The organism is Hyphobacterium lacteum (assembly GCF_036330345.1).
GTDB lineage: Bacteria > Pseudomonadota > Alphaproteobacteria > Caulobacterales > Maricaulaceae > Hyphobacterium > Hyphobacterium lacteum.
In genome coordinates, this window is the sequence record NZ_JAZDRP010000013.1 from 1 (window position 1) to 17,953 (window position 17,953).

Annotated in this window: 18 protein-coding genes; 2 read left to right on the forward strand and 16 right to left on the reverse strand. The window is 61.1% G+C overall.

What is annotated here, in order from left to right:
• On the reverse strand, nt 1–626 hold a 626-nt coding region (locus V0U79_RS13400), incomplete at its 3' end, for a TonB-dependent receptor plug domain-containing protein (RefSeq protein WP_330200019.1).
• A 269-nt stretch (nt 627–895) separates the two neighbouring features.
• Between V0U79_RS13400 and V0U79_RS13405 the strand changes: the two genes are divergently transcribed.
• Nucleotides 896–1,672: a LytR/AlgR family response regulator transcription factor gene (locus V0U79_RS13405; protein ID WP_330200020.1), complete on the forward strand. Its 777-nt coding sequence runs from the start codon at nt 896–898 to the stop codon at nt 1,670–1,672.
• Nucleotides 1,673–1,761: 89 nt separating this feature from the next.
• Here the strand turns inward: V0U79_RS13405 and V0U79_RS13410 are convergent, their stop codons facing one another.
• Together V0U79_RS13410 and trhO are read right to left on the reverse strand one after the other, a co-directional pair.
• On the reverse strand, nt 1,762–2,421 hold the full coding sequence (locus V0U79_RS13410; protein ID WP_330200021.1) for a glutathione S-transferase: 660 nt from the start codon (nt 2,419–2,421) through the stop codon (nt 1,762–1,764).
• Nucleotides 2,414–3,349, reverse strand: a complete 936-nt coding sequence (gene trhO, locus V0U79_RS13415; protein ID WP_330200022.1) for an oxygen-dependent tRNA uridine(34) hydroxylase TrhO — start codon at nt 3,347–3,349, stop codon at nt 2,414–2,416. Before trhO ends, V0U79_RS13410 begins: the two co-directional genes overlap by 8 nt.
• Nucleotides 3,350–3,454: 105 nt before the next feature.
• Here trhO and V0U79_RS13420 point away from each other — a divergent pair, with 105 nt between their 5' ends.
• Nucleotides 3,455–3,958, forward strand: a complete 504-nt coding sequence (locus V0U79_RS13420; protein ID WP_330200023.1) for a hypothetical protein — start codon at nt 3,455–3,457, stop codon at nt 3,956–3,958.
• On the opposite strand, the gene fghA is transcribed toward V0U79_RS13420, so the two are convergent.
• From fghA to V0U79_RS13485, 13 genes are all read right to left on the reverse strand, one after another.
• Nucleotides 3,955–4,785, reverse strand: a complete 831-nt coding sequence (gene fghA, locus V0U79_RS13425; protein WP_330200024.1) for an S-formylglutathione hydrolase — start codon at nt 4,783–4,785, stop codon at nt 3,955–3,957. The genes V0U79_RS13420 and fghA overlap by 4 nt on opposite strands.
• A gap of 276 nt (nt 4,786–5,061) precedes the next feature.
• Nucleotides 5,062–5,562, reverse strand: a complete 501-nt coding sequence (locus V0U79_RS13430; RefSeq protein ID WP_330200025.1) for a hypothetical protein — start codon at nt 5,560–5,562, stop codon at nt 5,062–5,064.
• A complete protein-coding gene (locus V0U79_RS13435; RefSeq protein WP_330200026.1) occupies nt 5,562–6,680 on the reverse strand; it encodes an S-(hydroxymethyl)glutathione dehydrogenase/class III alcohol dehydrogenase in 1,119 nt (372 codons plus the stop codon). The genes V0U79_RS13430 and V0U79_RS13435 overlap by 1 nt, the downstream gene beginning before the upstream one ends.
• Before the next feature lie 10 nt (nt 6,681–6,690).
• Nucleotides 6,691–8,799, reverse strand: coding sequence for an amidohydrolase family protein (locus V0U79_RS13440; protein WP_330200027.1), 2,109 nt, complete (start codon nt 8,797–8,799; stop codon nt 6,691–6,693).
• A gap of 25 nt (nt 8,800–8,824) precedes the next feature.
• Nucleotides 8,825–9,376 carry a DUF4334 domain-containing protein gene (locus tag V0U79_RS13445; protein ID WP_330200028.1) on the reverse strand — a complete coding sequence of 184 codons (552 nt, stop codon included), beginning with the start codon at nt 9,374–9,376 and terminating at the stop codon, nt 8,825–8,827.
• Between the two features lie 33 nt (nt 9,377–9,409).
• On the reverse strand, nt 9,410–10,165 hold the full coding sequence (locus V0U79_RS13450) for a sulfite exporter TauE/SafE family protein (RefSeq protein ID WP_330200029.1): 756 nt from the start codon (nt 10,163–10,165) through the stop codon (nt 9,410–9,412).
• Nucleotides 10,166–10,175: 10 nt separating this feature from the next.
• Entirely contained in the window at nt 10,176–10,661 is a 486-nt protein-coding gene (moaC, locus tag V0U79_RS13455; protein ID WP_330200030.1) for a cyclic pyranopterin monophosphate synthase MoaC, read from the reverse strand.
• A gap of 3 nt (nt 10,662–10,664) precedes the next feature.
• Entirely contained in the window at nt 10,665–11,324 is a 660-nt protein-coding gene (gene msrQ, locus V0U79_RS13460; RefSeq protein ID WP_330200031.1) for a protein-methionine-sulfoxide reductase heme-binding subunit MsrQ, read from the reverse strand.
• Nucleotides 11,325–11,326: 2 nt separating this feature from the next.
• Nucleotides 11,327–12,298 (reverse strand): protein-methionine-sulfoxide reductase catalytic subunit MsrP, encoded by a 972-nt coding sequence (gene msrP, locus V0U79_RS13465; protein WP_330200032.1) that lies wholly within the window; start codon nt 12,296–12,298, stop codon nt 11,327–11,329.
• Between the two features lie 112 nt (nt 12,299–12,410).
• A complete protein-coding gene (locus V0U79_RS13470) occupies nt 12,411–13,637 on the reverse strand; it encodes an efflux RND transporter periplasmic adaptor subunit (RefSeq protein ID WP_330200033.1) in 1,227 nt (408 codons plus the stop codon).
• Nucleotides 13,638–13,645: 8 nt separating this feature from the next.
• Nucleotides 13,646–16,009 carry an ABC transporter permease gene (locus tag V0U79_RS13475; RefSeq protein ID WP_330200034.1) on the reverse strand — a complete coding sequence of 788 codons (2,364 nt, stop codon included), beginning with the start codon at nt 16,007–16,009 and terminating at the stop codon, nt 13,646–13,648.
• Nucleotides 16,006–16,713 carry an ABC transporter ATP-binding protein gene (locus tag V0U79_RS13480; protein ID WP_330200035.1) on the reverse strand — a complete coding sequence of 236 codons (708 nt, stop codon included), beginning with the start codon at nt 16,711–16,713 and terminating at the stop codon, nt 16,006–16,008. Before V0U79_RS13480 ends, V0U79_RS13475 begins: the two co-directional genes overlap by 4 nt.
• Before the next feature lie 92 nt (nt 16,714–16,805).
• On the reverse strand, nt 16,806–17,918 hold the full coding sequence (locus V0U79_RS13485) for a THUMP domain-containing class I SAM-dependent RNA methyltransferase (RefSeq protein WP_373696479.1): 1,113 nt from the start codon (nt 17,916–17,918) through the stop codon (nt 16,806–16,808).
• Nucleotides 17,919–17,953 lie beyond the last annotated feature (35 nt).

A 17,953-nucleotide genomic window follows, 5' to 3' on the forward strand; every position in this document is an offset into this window, starting at 1 on the left:
CCACCGTCGAAGGAGCGGCCGAAGGTCGCGCCATAACGGTAGATCTGGCCGTCGCCTTCCGAGGTCACATCATATTGAGCAAACAGCTCGACACCCTCGACATCGTCGCGGGTGATGATGTTGACCACGCCGGCAATCGCGTCCGAACCGTAAATCGTCGACGCGCCGTCACGCAGCACTTCCACACGGCCGATCACGGAAACCGGGATCATGTTCAGGTCGGTAAAACCGCCGGTCGAGGACGGCGTTGCACGCCGGCCATTAACCAGGAGCAGGGTCCGCTGCGGGCCGAGACCGCGGAGCGAGATCGTTGCCTGACCGCCCGAGCCGTTGTTCACGCGCGAGTTGGTTTCACCACCCGGCGCAAACGTGATCTGGTCAGCGAAATCTTCGAGTGTCCGGACCGCCTGAACATTCAGGTCGTCCTGACCGATAACCGTGATCGGGCTGACCGAGGTCAGCTCGCTACGGCCGATCCGCGAACCGGTAACGATGACGCGGTCATCCGCACCATCCTGGGCAAAGGCAGTTGCACCCCCCAGGGTTGAAGCGAAGGCAATCGCCGCACAGGACGACAAGGCCAACGTCTTCAACGAAGCGCCTGAGCGCCGTTCAAGAACTTTCATCTGAGTCTCCATTATTTCCCCTCCGAACGCCATGACGGCGTGCGAAAAAAATGCCCTAGCCAAGACGGCCGGAGACTTAAACAGGCGAGCGACAAACCGTAGAAATTGTGCGACGAAGCGTAATTTGTTGACGCTACCTGTCTGTTTTTTCACATAAATTTGTTCACAGTTGTCACGGACCCGTTACCGGATCGTGCCGATTTGTGATTTCAATCGCCAGCGCCAAATCGCGACCATAGGAGCAAGCGAGGGAGCTGGCCTGAACCTGGATGAGACCGCCGGACACGCCACCGACAATCCTGCTTTCGGCACCGGAAGCACTGCAACGACGGCTACAATCCGTTGTTGCAGGACGGGCGCGTATTATCCTGATGCCGGGCCCGGAAGATCTCGGTCACTTTGAAAAGCTGCCGGGACTTTCAGCCATTGAGGGTGTCATTCTTGCCGAGGAAAGCGTTGGCATGGACGGTCGCCGGTTCGCCCGCTTTCTGGAGCAGGAGAACGTTCCCTATTTGCTGGCAACGGCCAGCGGCCATCAGGCCCATCTGGTGTTTGAACTGAATGCCCGGGGCTATGTTCTGCTGACGCATCCTGAAGATCAGATTGCTGACACGGTGGGAAAGTTTCTGGCCTCTCTGACGCATTCGTCCGATCCGTCAATTCCGGGAAACGCTGCTGTCGCCAATGGCGATGACGTGATCTGGGTTCGAACCGGTCATGCAGAACGGCGCATCTGCTGCGAGGACATTGTTTCGATCAGTGCCGACAAGGATTATGCGATTATTGAACTCGGTAACGCCTCGATCCTGGTCCGCACCACCATGACGGCGCTGGAGGAGGAGCTGGATGCCAGCCGGTTTATCCGCATTCACAGGTCACATATCGTCGCAACCGACTCGATCGAGGAATTGCGGACGCTTGGCCCCAACCGCCATGAGGTGTCGCTGGAGAATGGCCGCCGCTTCCCGGTTGGGCGGACCTACTGGCCAAAGCTGAAGCATCAGCTCAGAAGCGCAAGGGTCGAAAGTCAGGCCCGCGCCGGTTGAAGCCGGAAAAAAGGGCGGGAGCCGCTGAAGGCGCCCGCCCGTCATCACATTTTCCGGATATCAGAAGGGGAGAAATCCGTGCCCCGGGACTACGCCGTGTTTGTGACAGCGGCTTGACCGCCGGATGACGGTTTTTCCGGTACCCAGAGATCATGCTTTTTCATGATCCGCGCAAAGCGGTCTGACGCGAGATGACCGGCCAACCAGCGCTTCACATCCGGCCAGTCCTGCGCATCGAACCAGTCCCGGTCCGTATTCGCGAACTGCCGGATAAACGGAAAGATCGCTATATCGGCCAGGCTGACAGCATCGCCCATCAACTGTTCCGAACCGGCAAGCCGGCCGTCCAACCCGCCGACAATGACCGACGCCTCGGCCCGGTGTTCCTCAGCCACAGCGCCATCATAGCGGGTCGCATACTTATAGCGGTCGAGATGGTGCTTGAATTCGCCATCATTGGTGGAAATCAGCGCCGTCATGTCCTCGCCCGGCGCCAGCCAGTTCTCCGGGTCATTCTGCGAAAGCGCCCAGTTCATGACGTCGAGGCTTTCTTCGATCACCGTACCATCCGGCAGGACGAGGACCGGCACGGTACCCTTGGGGGACGCAGCCAGCATGTCCGCCGGCTTGTCCTTCAGCAGGATTTCCCGGTGTTCGAGCTCGATGCCCGCGACATCCAGCGCCATGCGGCCTCGCATGGCATAGGGGCAGCGGCGGAAGGAGTAGAGAACGGGAAGCGTCTTACTCATCCTCACCCTCGGTGCGGTAGACAGCACCGACATGGCGCTCACCCCTCGCTGCAGCCAGTTCTTCCTGGCGCTGGCGCTCGGCATAACGCTGGCGCTGCTGCCCGGTGCGCTCGGCATGGCAATGCGGGCAACTTTCACCGGCGACAAACAAGGGTGATTTCAGATCCTCCGGCGCCAGCGGTTCGCGGCACGCATGGCAGGTCGTGTAATCACCCTCTTCCAGCCCGTGGCGCACCGCCACCCGGCGATCAAAGACAAAGCAATCACCGTCCCAGAGGCTGTCGTCCTCGGGGATGCGCTCGAGATATTTCAGGATCCCGCCCTTCAGGTGAAACACTTCGTCCAGCCCCTCTGTCAGGGCGAAAGCGGTCGATTTCTCGCAGCGGATTCCGCCCGTGCAATACATGGCGATACGGGCATTGGGCCGGGTCTCGCGGAATTTCCGGAACCATTCGGGAAACTCCCGGAAGCTCGTCGTCTCGGGATTCACCGCGCCTTTGAACTGGCCGATCCGGACCTCGTAATCATTGCGGGTATCGATGGTAACGACATCCTCGGCGGAGATCAGATCATTCCAGTCTTCCGGTTCGACATAGGTGCCGACAGCCTTGCTCGGATCCACACCGGGAACGCCGAGGGTCACGATTTCCTTCTTCAGCCGCACCTTCATGCGCAGGAAGGGTTGTTCACTGGCGGCTGAGTCCTTGTGCTCGATATCGCCGCAGCCCGGCAGCGAGCGGATCACATCCAGCACAGCCTCTATGGCGTTATGAGAGCCGGCAATCGTGCCATTGATACCTTCGGAGGCGATCAGCAACGTGCCCATCACGCCATTGGCCTGGCAGGCTGACAGCAGCTTGTCCTGCAAGGCCTTGTCGGCCTGCAACGGCGTGAATTTGTAAAGCGCGGCAACGCGGAATTCGGTCATGGCGCCCTTATGCCAAAACCTTCCGCGCCTCGCATCCCCCGGATTCAACTGGCTGCAGAGCCGCCCCGGCGATATGGTGCACGGCAGTAATCCGGGGAGGGTTGAATGCTGCGATATATTCTGGCCGGGCTCGGCGCCCTGGCGGTTTCCGCGCCCGCACTGGCACAGGCTTGCGATGATCGCGATCCGGGACTGCTCGCCCGCTTTGAAGGCGAATGGCAATCAGACGGCAACGCATTCGGCCAGCCGGCACAAAGCACGATGCGATGGACGCCGGTTTTGGATGGCTGCTTCTGGCAGATGGAATATCTGATCGAGTACAATCCCGGCACGGACGAGGCCGGAACCTTTCACGGTGTGGGCGTGCATCACCATGAGAGCGACCTGGTCACCGGTCACTGGGTCGACAATTGGGGCGCCATGCACCAATTGCGCGGTTCCACGACAGAATCCGAGATGATCGTCTTCTGGGGCGAACCCACCGCCCAACTCGGCCGTTCGCGCTATACGCTGACCGAGGATGGTGCCATCCAGGTCACCGACTGGATCCTGACCAATGATGCCTGGCAGCAATTCAACGACAACCGGTTCGAACGCGTTGCCGACTAGCCGAGCGCTTTGGCATGATGGGCAATGTGATCGTCCATGAAGGTCGAGATGAAATAATAGGAATGATCATATCCGGCCTGCCGCCGCAGGGTCAGCTTCTGACCCGCTTCGGCGCAGGCGGCTTCGAACAGGTCCGGCTTCAACTGGTCTTCGAGGAAATTGTCCGCCATCCCCTGATCGATCAGGATGTGGGCGCTCGATGCCTGCTGCCGGACCAGTTCGCAGGCATCATATTGCGCCCATGCAGCGCGGTCCTCGCCCAGATAGGCAGAGAAGGCCTTCTCGCCCCAGGGCACTTGCATCGGCGCCACGATCGGCGCGAAGGCGGAGCAGGTCTGATAGGTTCCGGGATGTTTCAGATGCAGGGTCAACGCGCCATGCCCGCCCATGGAATGGCCGAAAATGCCCTGCCGGCTCATATCCGCCGGGAAGTTGGCCGCGATAATGTCCGGCAACTCGCCGGTGATATAGCGATCCATCGCGAAATGCTGTGACCAGGGCGCTTGCGTCGCGGTCAGATAGAAACCCGCCCCCTGCCCCAGATCGTAGGCGTCATCGTCCGGAACACCCTCTCCGCGCGGGCTCGTATCGGGAGCCACCACCATCACGCCATGGCGCGCAACCGCCTGCTGGAGATTTCCCTTCTCCATTACATTCGACCAGTTGCAGGTGAGACCGGACAGATACCAGAGCACCGGCACCGGCCCGTTTTCCGCCTGCGGCGGCACAAAGACCGCAAAACGCATCACCGTGCCCGTCACCGCCGAGTCATGGTCATGGACGGACAGCGTGCCGTCGAAGGATTTGAAGGTGGAGACGGGGGTCATTGGACTTGGTCCTCGCCCAGTATGGCTTCATCGATCCAGCCATATCCCGTTTGGCAGGATGTCTTGAGACACTCGAAATGAGCCCAGAATTGCTGGTTCCTGGGCTCTGGAGCGCCCTCAATCCAATCTTTCATATTCATGGCATAGAGCACCACTGCCTGGGCGATCTGGCTGGATTCGATAGACTTTTCGCAAAAGCAGCACTGATAGCCCTTGGGTGTCATGATGATGCCTCGGATAGAGCGCCGCCGAAGGTACGGAAGGTGGAGACCGGATTCATGGAGCGCGCCTAGATCGAAAAAACGCACACCCTCTATCTACATCCTCACCGGCCTCGCCAAACACGCAAAGATTTTCATTGAACTGCATCTCTAGCATCGCTCCTTCGAGCTGCACCAACGCCTCAGCTAATCCAACGTTTGAATACTCGCCCGCCTGGATATTCACGTTGGCGTCGAAACAGTCTTCCGCGAGGAGCCAGACGAACTCGCCGAGCTCGAGCGAATGCGTGTAAGGACTCAACGCCTCATAAAGCGTCAGATCGGATGTATCCGGCTCGCAGCCTGCTTCCGAACAAGCCGTCATTCGGGCGCGGATAGCGATGACGTTCTCGGGATACTCCCAATTCCAGATTGCGATCCGCTCGGATTCCCGGCCTTGGAGCGCCCAACTATGAAGCGCCTCGCATCGTTGTTCGCTGATAGCGATTTGGGGCCTGTCGATGCTCGAGCAGCCTGTAGCAAATATAGCTGCAAGAACGAACGCCCAAATGCGCATCAATAAACCACCACGCTGCGAATGCTCTCGCCCGCATGCATCAGGTCAAAGCCCTTGTTGATGTCTTCAAGGTCCAGCCTGTGGGTGATCAGCGAGTCGATATCGATCCGCCCGTCCATATACATGTCGACGATTTTCGGTACGTCGGTCCGCCCTCTCGCCCCGCCAAAGGCGGTGCCGCGCCAGACCCGGCCGGTCACCAGCTGGAAGGGTCGCGTGGAGATCTCGGCCCCAGCCGGAGCCACACCGATGATGACGCTCTCGCCCCACCCCTTGTGGCAGCATTCCAGCGCAGCGCGCATCACATCGACATTGCCGATGCATTCGAAAGAATAGTCCGCACCGCCACCGGTCAGCTCGACGAGGTGGCCGACGAGGCCGTCATGCCCACCGGGAATATCCTTGGGATTGACGAAATCCGTCATGCCGAACTGGCGCGCCATGGCTTCGCGGCGCGGATTGAGATCAACGCCGATAATCTGCTTCGCGCCGATCAGCTTGAGGCCCTGAATGACATTGAGGCCGATTCCGCCGAGCCCGAAGACAACGGCGGTGGAGTTGGGCTCCACCTTGGCGGTGAACATCACCGCACCAATGCCCGTCGTCACGCCGCAGCCGATATAGCAGATCTTGTCGAACGGGGCGTCCTTGCGGACCTTGGCCAGCGAGATCTCCGGCAAAACGGTGTGGTTCGAAAAAGTCGAACAGCCCATATAGTGCACGATTTTCTGACCCTTGTAGGAAAACCGGCTGGTCCCGTCCGGCATCACGCCCTGCCCCTGCGTGGCCCGCACTTTCTGGCAGAGATTGGTCTTGGGATGCAGGCAATATTCGCATTCCCGGCACTCGGCGGTGTAGAGCGGGATGACATGATCGCCCGGTTCCAGACTGGTCACGCCCGGCCCGACTTCCAGCACCACGCCGGCCCCTTCATGGCCAAGAATGGCCGGAAAGGCGCCTTCCGGATCCGCTCCTGACAGGGTGAATTCATCGGTATGGCAAATGCCGGTCGCCTTGATCTCGACCAGCACTTCCCCGGCTTTCGGACCCTCGAGATCGACCTCGCAGATCTCCAACGGTTTGCCCGCCTCGAAGGCGACAGCGGCGCGTGTTTTCATCGTGTGCTCCCTATTCGGCCGGCAGGATCACATTCGGCGCCTCGGTGAAAGGCACGATACCGAATTCCGGATAGATCTCGGTCGGGAAATAGACCCGGCCATCGGCCATCACCATGGAAATGGTCTTGATGTCGCTCAGATCCTGCGTCGGATCGCCCGGCACCAGGAAGAAGTCGGCCAGATAGCCTTCCTCGATCAGCCCGACCTCGTCACCAACGCCCAGATATTCGGCCATGCCATGGCTTGCCCAGGCGAGGATTTCCGGCGGCGTCATGCCGATATTCTGATATAGCTCCAGCTCGCGGTGATAGGTGAAGGATCCGCCAAGGTCGGTGCCCGGAACCAGCAGAATGCCGGCCTCGCGCATCATCCGCAGCGTTTCGGTGATCTGGTCGAAGGCGCCGCGATAATTGGCGTCATCTTCCTCATTGGAGATATCGGCCCAGGCCGAACGCGCCTGACGTTGGGCATCCACCGGCAGATGATCGACATAATCGACCGTGCCTGGCGACACCTCGCCATTGCGCGACAAAAGCAAGGCTTCATGGATCGCGAAGGTCGGATCAACCGCAATGCCGCGCTCGGCGATCTCGCGAATGGTCGATTGGACCGGCTCGCTCATCAGGTCGAGCCCCGGCAGACGGCGCAGCGCGGTCAATCGCAGCAGCGTACGCGTGTCCTCGCCATCCTCCAGTACCCAGCCCAGCATGATCTGGTTGATATGGGTCAGCTCGTTATAGCCAGCCATGATCATCGCATCGGCATTGGTGAATGCCGGCACATGGCCCGCCACGCGCAGACCGCGCTCCCGGGCCGCCGCGATCATCGCCGGCACCCAGTCGGGATTGATCGAATTGTAGATCTTGATCTGGTGATAGACGCCGGCATCGGCATAGGTATGCACCGCCGCCACCGCCTCCTCCTCGCTTGAAACAAGGATACCATTGTTCGAGTTGAACGGGCTGCGGCCCTCGATGAAGCCGGAGCGATGAATGCGCGGACCGGCCAGCTCACCGGATTCGATCCGGGCCATCAGCGCGCTCAGCACTTCATTGTTATTGCCCATATCGCGCAGCGAGGTGACGCCGGCCGCGATATTCAGGAAGGCCGCCGTCTCGCCCATATGGCCGTGCATCTCGAAGAAGCCGGGCAGCAGCGTGCCGCCACCGCCATCAATCTCGACTGCATCATCCGGCCGCGCCATGTCTGCCGCTCCGATGGAGACGATCCGGTTGCCCTCGACCAGCACCGAGGCCGCATCACCGCGGGTCTCGCTGGCCGCATCAAAGATATGGACGTTCCGGATCAGGACCGGCGCATCATAATCACGGATCACACGCTGCTGGATCTCGGCAAACCGGTTGGCACCATAGTCGGCAGCCAGAGCGCGCAAGCGCTCGTCCTCGCCTTCGAAGCCTTCAGCCAGCAGGGCGAAACCCGGCGTGATGATCCCGAAGAAGGCCTCTCCGGTCATCAGGAAATAGGTCGGGTTGAGGCTGGTTCCGCTCATCGCATAGACGACCGCTTCCAACGTATCCGAGCCATTGGTCACGTTCTGGCGGTCGATCTCGGTCATCCGCAACTCGCCGCCCGGAATGGCCGGCAGGACACCGTCCTCATCCGCCATCAGCGCGCGTGCGGCGATCGCCAGCCAGTAGGGCGAAGCGTTCTGGGGCACATAGAAAGCGCCCTCCTCGATCACGGCCTGATCGCTGCCCGTCGTGTCGGTCCAGCTCGCCTCATTGTCGATATAGTCATAGCTCTCATCGACTGCGTTGCCGAACGTGGTGTTGCCGGCCACCGTCCAGCCGACCGGCATGCCGGTCTCGTCCAGCGTCACGGTTTCGGTCAGGGTCGGGCCACGGCCATTGTTCCGGAACTCGAAATCGACCGTGTACCCGGCTTCATTTGTGGTGACTTCCATTTGCCCGATCGGCGTGCCGCCCACCAGAACGGTAAAGACTTCCGACTCGGCGATTTCCGGCATGGTAGCCGTTTCGTCTGCTGCAACCTCGCCGTCGGTATTCGTCCCGGTATTTGCCACATCCTCGGCCGGCGAACACGCCGCCAGTGCCAGCAACAATGCCGAGGCCAGTCCGGCCTTTTGCCAATCCCGCATGAAGTCTCTCCCCCGTTTCCGCCCGTTAGAGCGTTGAAAAATCAAATCCGGCCGTGCCCTCGCGCGCCAGCGTGAAGACATAGGGCCGTTCCATCCGCTTCATGTCCATGAAGCCAAGCACATTATCATCATCCAGCTTCCGGAAGACATCGTGGATCGGAAGCTGGTCATAGCACATCGTGGCCGACACCCGGCCGCGGTATTCAATCATCCGCAGTCTTGCCCGCGTCCTTTCGGTGCGGGTGTGAACCTTCATGCCCCATCGCATCAGCGGCAACAGCCACGCCGGATAGTTCGGCGTTTTCATGCGCGGCCCGAAGGGCATCTTGCCCGGATCAGCGCAGAATTTCCGGCCGCGCCCGTCCAGATGAACAAGGGGGTGAACATTGTCCGCATCGATAAAGGTCTTGCCATACCAGCGGGCGATCGCCAGCGAGCCGTCCATATTGTGACCGGTCGAGACCTCCCGTCCCCACCACTCCCCGATCATGAACTCGATGCCGACCGTTTCCAGCCGGTCAAACAGGGTTTCGGCCTCGGAATAACTCATGGAAATCGGTTGAGCGGCAATCTGCATGGAGCCTATCAGGGCACGGATTCGCGCAAGGGTCTAGCCGCCGGAAAAAGCCCGCCACAGCAATCGCACAGCGACAAACAGCACCAGCCCGGCGGTAAACCGGATCAGCCAGGCATCGGACGCCTTGTCGCGCGCGATCCAGACCCCGATCTGCCCGCCGACCAGTACGGCTGGCAGAAGCGGCCAATAGGCCAGAAGCGCGGAAAAATCGGCCTCGCTGACCGCCAGGCGCTGGAGCTGACCGCCTAGGCCGGCCAGCGAATTCACAAGGATGAAAAACGCGGCCGAGGCCGCGATCACTCGGGCTTCCGCCCAGCGGAAAAGGTGCATGAGCGGCGCCAGGAATATGCCGCCGCCAATGCCGACCAGACCGGCGAGAAGGCCGATCCCGCCGCCAATCAGCGGCTCGCCCCAGCGCGGAAAGTGTCTGGCAATGGGAGCGGGACGGCGGACCAGAAGCGCGATCGCTGACACCATCAGCGCCAGGCCCAGCAGGGTGATGAAAGCCTGTTCCGGCAAATGGATCATACCACCTATCCAGGCCATCGGAATCGACGCGGCGCAAATGAGGGTCAGGCGCTTCCAGGGCACCAGACCGGCCTGGGCAAAACGGATTGTCGATCCGGTAACCACGGTCACATTGCAGGCCAGCGAAATCGCCGGGAGGATCCGGTAATCGGTATCAGCGAGCACCAGCAGGGCTGTATAGGTGGACCCGCCCCCGAAACCGACCATGGCATAGGCCAGCGCCGTTGCGAAAAAGAGCGCCGCCAGTCCGATCAGCGGCATGGCTCAGCCCTCATTCCGCAGCCCGCTGATAATCGCCGGAACGGCCGCCGCTTTTTTCGAGCAGGCAGACCGCGGAAATCGTCATCGATTTGTCCAGCGCCTTGGCCATGTCATAGAGCGTCAATGCGGCCACCGAAGCGGCCGTCAGCGCTTCCATTTCGACGCCGGTCTTGCCGTCGCACAGCACCTCGGCGCGGATATCAAAGCCCGTCTTGCGGCCATCCGGCTCGATCAGGACTTTCACCGATGTCAGCGGCAAGGGATGGCAAAGCGGGATCAGCTCGGCGGTTTTCTTGGCCGCCATGATGCCGGCCAGCTCGGCGGCATAAAGAGCATTACCCTTGGGCCCTTGCCCGTCGCGGACGGCAGCAAAGGCGTCTGCCGACATGCCAATATGTGCGCCGGCAACGGCGCGCCTTCCGGTCACCGGCTTGGCCGCCACATCCACCATGCGGACGCGGCCATCCTCGTCCTGATGTGTCAGCCTGTCGCTCATACCCTATCCCCGCTGCGGTCTCGCCACTGGCAACAGCTTTGGCACAACGCGTTTCCACACCCGCCAGCCCAGCAATAGCGCCAGGATGCCAGCATGGATCAACGGTCCGGGCTGAAGCCCTTTCTCGGCGAAAAAGTGATGGATAACGGCGAGAACCGCAATGGCATAGACTGCCATGTGAAGTTGCTGCCAGCGTTGCGCACCGAGTTTGCGGATCATCGAATTGAAGGACGTCACGGCCAGCGGAATCAGCAGGAGAAGCGCTGCCATGCCGAAGGTGATGTAGGTGCGCTCGACGATATCTTCCCAAAGCGCCGGCAGCGAGAAAAACAGGTCCGCACCGAAATAGGCCAGCAAGTGCAACAACGCGTACCAGAAGGCCGCCAGCCCGATCCGTCGCCGGACCTGCATGATGGGCGCCCAGCGCGTGATGTCGCGGAAGGGCGTGACGGCCAGCGAGACCAGCAGGATCCGGATCGCCGTTTGCCCGAGGAAATGGTGGGTCGCAGCCACGGGTTCGAAGCCCAGATCATTCGGCCGTCCGGTCAGCAACAACGCCCATTGCGCGGCGATCCAGACGAATGGCAGCAGGAGCAGGATCAGCGTCACCGGCTTCAGCCAGTGCCTGGCAAAACTCCGCAGAAAGGCCGAGCGCTGCGCCATAATCAGTAGTTCTCGAGCAGATCCATCCCGGCATAGAGCGAGGCCACCTCGTCATAGCCGTTGAACATTTCCGTATCGCGGCGGGCAAACGGACCAGCCCCGATGATACGCTCGCTCGACTGGCTCCAGCGCGGGTGCGAGCGTTCCGGATTGACGTTGGAGTAGAAGCCGTATTCGCGCGGCGCGGACTGTTTCCATGTTGTCACCGGCTCTTCGGAAACAAAGCTGATCCGGTTGATCGACTTGATTGATTTGAAGCCATATTTCCACGGCACAACCAGCCGCATCGGCGCACCGTTCTGATTGGGCAGCACCTCGCCATAAAGGCCCACCGCCATCAATGTCAGCGGGTGCATGGCTTCGTCGATGCGCAGCCCTTCGCGGTACGGCCAATCCAGCACCGGGAAGCGGACACCGCGCATCTCATCCCGATTGAGGTAGGTCTCGAAGGCCACATAGCGTGCTTGCGAGGTTGGCCGGAATTGCTCGAGAATGGAGCTGAGCGGAACGCCGATCCAAGGAATGACCATTGACCAGGCCTCAACGCACCGCAGCCGGTAGACGCGCTCCTCCAACGCGTTGAAATCGATGACGTCCTCGATCGCGAACGTCCCGGTCCGCTCGGCATGACCGCTGATCTCGACCGACCAGGGGTCGGTTGTCATGGCGTCGGCATAGCGCGCCGGGTCGTCCTTGCCGACACCGAACTCGTAAAAATTATTGTATCCGGTGACCGCCTCATAAGGCGTCAGCGCACCATCACTGACAGCATAATCGGTTTCGCGGAAATTCAGGCTGCCATTTGTGGGGCGGCTGCCCGCCTGTGCTTCTGCATTCGTCTGTGGACCGGAACAGGCAGCCGTCAGGGCCAGCGCGCCGCCCGCCGCCATGATCTTACGACGATTCAGATAGAGATGCTTCGGCGTGACGTCATTTTCGGTCAGTCCGGCGGGCGGGGATTTCCTGATCAGCATGTCGGCCCTCTGCGCTTGTCTTCACTGGACAAAGACATAGCACTCTGCGGGCGGTTGTCTTGTCCGCTTCGGATTTCGTGATCAGGCGTGAAAACCGGAGAGCGCGCCGTGATCAGCGCGCGACGGCATGCCGGGCCGCGACACTGACACCGTCGGAGATGGCGGAAGACGGGTAGAGCACAACCTGATCACCTTCCGCGAGCCCGCTCAGAATATGCGCTTGCAGCCCGTTATTCCGGTCAATCTCGACCGAAACCGGACGGGCTCTGCCATCCCGCACGGCATAGACCGCCCAGTTCTCGCCATCCCGGAACAGAGCACTGGAAGGTACCACCAGAACATCGTCTTCTTCCCAGATCACGATTTCGGTCACCACACGATAGCCATGCCCGAGCCCGCCGGGCCGGTCCGCAGGATCGTTGAAACGGATGATCGTGTTGACCCTTTGCTCCTCAACGCCCAGCGCCGAATATTTTGTGAAACCCCAGGGCTCGACGCGCTCGACCACACCGTCGATTACTTCGGCGCCGCCCCAGTCAGCAATGCGGACGCTCTGGCCGGCGCGAACCTGCACAGCGTCGGTCGATAACAATTCCACCAGAACCTCGAGATCATTCTCGACATTGCCGATTTCCAGAATGGGTGTTCCGGCAGGTAGTGTGGACTCACTTTGCTGGATCACGCGGAGCACGCGGCCCGTTGCCGGGGCCTGGATCGGGATGTCGTCCACCATCGTGGCCGTAGCCGATTCGCTGTCATCCATGCCTTGCAACATGATGCGGGCATTCTGAAGCTCCGCCATCCGAACCGACACAGCAGCATCTGCTGTGTCCACAGCCGCACTGGCGGCGCGCCGCTCGCGAAGGGCGCGATCGAATGCCGCCTCGCTGACCACACCGCTATCGCGAAGAGTCTGCTGACGTTCGAGTTCGGAATCGGCCAGTTCGAGATCAGCGACGGCGCGATTGCGTTCTGCCTGAGCCAGCCGCAGGGCCGCTTCTGCCGCCGACACATTGGCGCGGGCCTGCTCCCGGGTGCGGACATCCAGAACAGCCGGATTGGATGGCGCCATGTAGGCAACGATGTCTTCGCCGCGAACCACAGCATCTCCGGGCTCGACCTCAACGCGCCGCAGACGGCCTGCGACAGGCGTGGAGACGACATAGGCATCATGCACGCGGGTGCGGCCTTCCTCGGTGATCGTGTCTTCCATCGCTTCGCGGACAACTGTGCCGATATCGACCGGTACCGGCCGCGGCCAGAAAGCAAAGGCGAGGAGAGCCACGATGACCAGAACGACAACGGCCATCAGCATGGATCGGGAGTATCTCTTCAACATGGAGCTGATTATTCCCTTGATTTGAGCGCCAGCACCAGATCGGCGCGGTCGCTATCGCGTTTCACCATCCAGCCGGAAAAGACCGCCGCGGCGATGACGGCCAGGCCGGACTGCCCCAGCGCAGCCGGAGAAAACGATGCCGGAATCTGATAAAGATCCGTACTGAATCCCTCGGCGATCGCGAAAGTCAGCCCGTATCCGGCCAGAGCCCCGATGGGCAGCGAAATCAGGACCACCGCGCCCAGCTCGCCCAGCAGGACGAATGCCGCCTCTCCCTTGGTGAAGCCAAGCACGCGGAGGCTGGCGAGATCATGGGCGCTTTCGGCATAGGCGATGCGGGCGGTGTTGTAGACAATGCCGAAGGCGATGATCGCGGCAATTGCGGCCATGACGAAGCGGGTCGACCCGGCGCCTTCATCCATGATTTCCTGAAAGGCGGCCCGCGCATCGGCTTTTACCGATACCCCGGCGACTGCGGGCATCGCATCCAGCGCCGTATAGATATCTTCCTGAAAATTCGGATCGACGCGCAGATAAGCCCCGGAAACGCGATCTGGCTCTCCCAGAGCACGGTTGAGCGCAGCCAGATCCATGTAGGCTGGTGATCCAAGCAAGGATTCGGCGATACCGGTCACCGGCAATTGCAGGAGTGGACGCCGCCCTTCCCGCACATCAACGGTCAGGATATCGCCTGCCGCGATGTCGAGAATATCGGCAAGCGCGGGAGTCAGGACTATGCCCTGCTCGGGCAGCAAGAGCTCTCCCCCTGCCGTATCGAGGGCGCGGTACAGTCCCGCATCCGGTGCCAGGGCGGTTATGCCGCCGCGATGGCTGCGCACACCATTGCGCAAGACCACAGACACGCTACGGGTGGGCTCGACATCAATGACGCCCTCGATCCGTCGCAGCGAATGGATCGTCCGGTCGGACAGGGGCTCGATGAAGCTGACCAGCATATCACTGCGATCAACGACGCTGAACGAGGTCTCGATGCTCTCATCGAAACCGGAAAGAATGGTCAGCATTCCGCCCGACAGGGCCATCCCGGCAGACACACCCGCGACCGCTCCCAGCACACGGCCGGGGTGCCGGACCAGCCGGCGGATCACGATACGGGTCGGCTGATCCAGCAAGCGCCGGAAAACACCGGCAAAGCGCCCGCTTTGGCTGTAGTCCGGCGGCGCCGGAGGTCGCATTGCAACAGCCGGTGACAATGCGAAAATCCGGCGCAGGGCGAACAGCCCGCCCAGCGCGGCCGCCGAAATACTGGCGACCATCGCGATGACAAAACTGGACGGCGCGATCTCGAAAACCAGAAAGGGAAATTTGTAGTACTGGATATAGAGGCCGACCATGCTGGCCCCGGCGGCCAGTCCGGACAGGCATCCCAATGCCGCTCCGCTCGCCGTGATGATCAGGATCAGTTTGAAATAATGCCAGGTCACCTCCGCATCGGTGTAGCCGAAGGCCTTGATCAGACCGATCTGCTGGCGTTCAGCCTGCAAAAGGCGGGAAAAGACAATGTTCAGAAGGAAAGCTGCCACAGCCAGAAAAATCGGCGGCACCGCAGCGGCCGAGGCGCGCAAGCCCGAGATTTCCTCCATGATGAAGCGGTTCGAGAACTGGTCTTCCAGCGCATACGCCCCGAGCGCCCCGTATTCGTCGAGCAACCGGTCAGCAGCTGCAAGAACACCCGGCAAATCATGTGGATGGGCAACCGATAGCAGTGCTTCGTTGAAAGCGCCGTCCAGATCATAGGCCGCTTCCATTGCCGAGCGGCTCATCCAGATCACCCCGAAGCGGGAATCATCAGGCACCAGCTCACCCGGCGCTGTCGTATAAAGAAACTCCGGAGACTGGGCGAGCCCGACGATCAGGAAACTGCGCCGCGCTCCGTGCATGGTGGCTGAAAGGCGGTCACCGGGCGCCAGACCATGTGCTTCCGCAAAACTTTTCAGCAACAGGATCTCATCCGTGCGCTGGCGGTCAATCAGGCGGCCGGAGGTCAGATAGACGTCATTGAGGCGGGGTGCGCCGAAATCCGGAAGCGATACGGCCCGCGCCTGGACCGGCAGGTCGGTGTCCGCGACATCAATCAATGCACGGCCCGATATCCGTCCTTCAACTGCAGAAACACCATCAATCTGTGCCAGCTCGTCCAACACCCGCTCGGGTGCGCGGACAACCGGCGCGAATACATCGGCAAGGCGGTAACGCTCATAATAGGCGCGCCTTGTCTCTTCGAGCGAATTGACCAGGCCGGACATCATCACCAGCAGCATGACGCCGGTGGCGACGACCAGCGCGATGGCCAGCGCCTGGGTTTTCATCCGCCAAAGATCGCGGAGAAGTTTCTGGTCGAGCGGGCTCACCAGTGGATTTCCTCTGGCGAGAGCTTGGTCTGGTTGATCACGGTATCGCGGATCGCACCGTCTGCAAAATGGATGACGCGATCGGCCATGGCAGCAGTCGCGGCGGCATGGGTCACGATCATGACGGTTGCCCCCAGCTTTTCGTTCACATCTTTCAGAACGCCCAGAACGGTCCGCCCGGTTGCTGAATCGAGCGCACCCGTTGGTTCATCACAAAAAAGCACGGTCGGATTCTTGGCCACAGCCCGGGCGATCGCAACGCGTTGCTGTTCACCGCCGGAAAGCTCTGACGGGAAATGGCCGGCCCTCTCCGACAGACCGACTAGCGCCAGCGCCTTGTCGGGATCCATGGGATTACTGGCCACCTCGGTCACCAGTTCGACATTCTCGTGCGCGGTGAGGCTGGGCATCAGATTGTAGAACTGAAAGACAAAACCGACATGATCGCGCCGGTAGCGGGTCAGCTGGCGGTCGCTCATCGCGGTCAGTTCGTTATCCTGAAACCAGGCTTCGCCATCGCTCGCCCGGTCCAGGCCGCCGATAATGTTCAGAAGGGTCGACTTGCCGGACCCGGAAGGCCCCAGCAGCACGACAAACTCGCCTTCGGGAATCTCGAGATCCACCCCCCGAAGCGCATGAACAGCGGTTTCCCCTTCGCCATAGACCTTGGTCAGTCCCTTTGTCCTGAATGCCAGTCGGGCCACGAAGAAGAATCCTTTTGCCAGAGTCCCGGACAACCCGCCTGATAGTCGGGGTTTATACCGGTACTGGCAATGCCTGCCTGTAAGTGATCGCCCTAGGGCAAAGGCCGGGTCTGATAAAGGCGTATCTTGATACCGCCATGATCAACGGGCGGGCCGGGCCGGTCGAAGGGCAACCGCGCCGCTCGTGCCAGCGCTTCATCGCTGGTCACCAACCCGGCCCGCCAACCCGAAAACCGGGTCCGCAATGTCTCCCCGAGCGCATGATAAACCGGATAGAGCGCCTTCCGGTTCCCGATGCGCGCACCGTAGGGCGGATTGATCATCACAAGACCCGGCGGCCCTTCGGGCGGAACCGCATCCCTGACATCGCCCTGGGTGAACTGTGTAACCGCGTCCACACCGGCGCGCTCGGCATTGGCCGACGCGGCCTTGACTGCGCCAGCATCGCGATCGGACCCCGCCAGTACAAAACCGGGTGATCGTGAAACGGCACTGGCTTTCACGTCCGCCCAGCCCGCAGCGTCAAACGACGGAAACTGCTCGAACGGAAAGGACCGCCCGCGGCCAGCGGGTAATCCCGACGCGATTTCCGCTGCCTCGATGACAAACGTTCCCGACCCGCACATCGGATCATAAACCGGTTCATCACCGCGATAGCGGCAAGCACGCAGGAACATCGCTGCCAGCGTTTCTCGCATCGGCGCCTTGACGACCGCTTCCTTGAAGCCGCGGCGATGCAAAAGCTCGCCTGATGTATCAAGGCTGATAGTGCAGATATTTTTCACGATCCTGACCTGTAGCCGGAAGCCATCGTCAGCATTCGCAGATCCACCCAACGCCTCTGCCGCCGCCACCTCGACCCGCTGCTGGACAGCCCCGGCATGGTATAGCTTCGAGCCGCGGCAGCTGGCCGATACGGTCAGGCCAGCACCCTTCGGCAGCCAGTCAGTCCAGGCGATCCGCCGGGCCTTCTTGTCGAGTTGTGAGAGATGGACGGCTGGAAATTCCGCGATCCGTACCAGCACGCGCGCTGCACCACGAAGAAAATAGTTCGCCCGCCAGACATCGGGCCAGCCACCGGTGAACTCCACACCGCCAGCGACGGTGCGAGCCGTTTCAAAACCGGCCTCCCGGGCTTCCTGCAGCAGCACAGGCTCCAGCCCCGGTGAAACGGCCAGAAAAATATCCAGCGTTGCTGTGTTCATATCAGGCGGACAAAAGAAAAGTGGCGGGCCATGGG

Bases quoted from the DNA above. Each gene is read 5' to 3' on its own strand.
- V0U79_RS13450 (WP_330200029.1), bottom strand. From the start codon at position 10,165: ATGCCGCTGATCGGACTGGCGGCGCTCTTTTTCGCAACGGCGCTGGCC.
- V0U79_RS13405 (WP_330200020.1), top strand. From the start codon at position 896: ATGAGACCGCCGGACACGCCACCGACAATCCTGCTTTCGGCACCGGAA.
- V0U79_RS13420 (WP_330200023.1), top strand. From the start codon at position 3,455: ATGCTGCGATATATTCTGGCCGGGCTCGGCGCCCTGGCGGTTTCCGCG.
- V0U79_RS13435 (WP_330200026.1), bottom strand. From the start codon at position 6,680: ATGAAAACACGCGCCGCTGTCGCCTTCGAGGCGGGCAAACCGTTGGAG.
- V0U79_RS13440 (WP_330200027.1), bottom strand. From the start codon at position 8,799: ATGCGGGATTGGCAAAAGGCCGGACTGGCCTCGGCATTGTTGCTGGCA.
- fghA (WP_330200024.1), bottom strand. From the start codon at position 4,785: ATGACCCCCGTCTCCACCTTCAAATCCTTCGACGGCACGCTGTCCGTC.
- V0U79_RS13410 (WP_330200021.1), bottom strand. From the start codon at position 2,421: ATGAGTAAGACGCTTCCCGTTCTCTACTCCTTCCGCCGCTGCCCCTAT.
- trhO (WP_330200022.1), bottom strand. From the start codon at position 3,349: ATGACCGAATTCCGCGTTGCCGCGCTTTACAAATTCACGCCGTTGCAG.
- moaC (WP_330200030.1), bottom strand. From the start codon at position 10,661: ATGAGCGACAGGCTGACACATCAGGACGAGGATGGCCGCGTCCGCATG.
- V0U79_RS13485 (WP_373696479.1), bottom strand. From the start codon at position 17,918: ATGAACACAGCAACGCTGGATATTTTTCTGGCCGTTTCACCGGGGCTG.
- V0U79_RS13430 (WP_330200025.1), bottom strand. From the start codon at position 5,562: ATGCGCATTTGGGCGTTCGTTCTTGCAGCTATATTTGCTACAGGCTGC.
- V0U79_RS13445 (WP_330200028.1), bottom strand. From the start codon at position 9,376: ATGCAGATTGCCGCTCAACCGATTTCCATGAGTTATTCCGAGGCCGAA.
- V0U79_RS13470 (WP_330200033.1), bottom strand. From the start codon at position 13,637: ATGTTGAAGAGATACTCCCGATCCATGCTGATGGCCGTTGTCGTTCTG.
- msrQ (WP_330200031.1), bottom strand. From the start codon at position 11,324: ATGGCGCAGCGCTCGGCCTTTCTGCGGAGTTTTGCCAGGCACTGGCTG.
- msrP (WP_330200032.1), bottom strand. From the start codon at position 12,298: ATGCTGATCAGGAAATCCCCGCCCGCCGGACTGACCGAAAATGACGTC.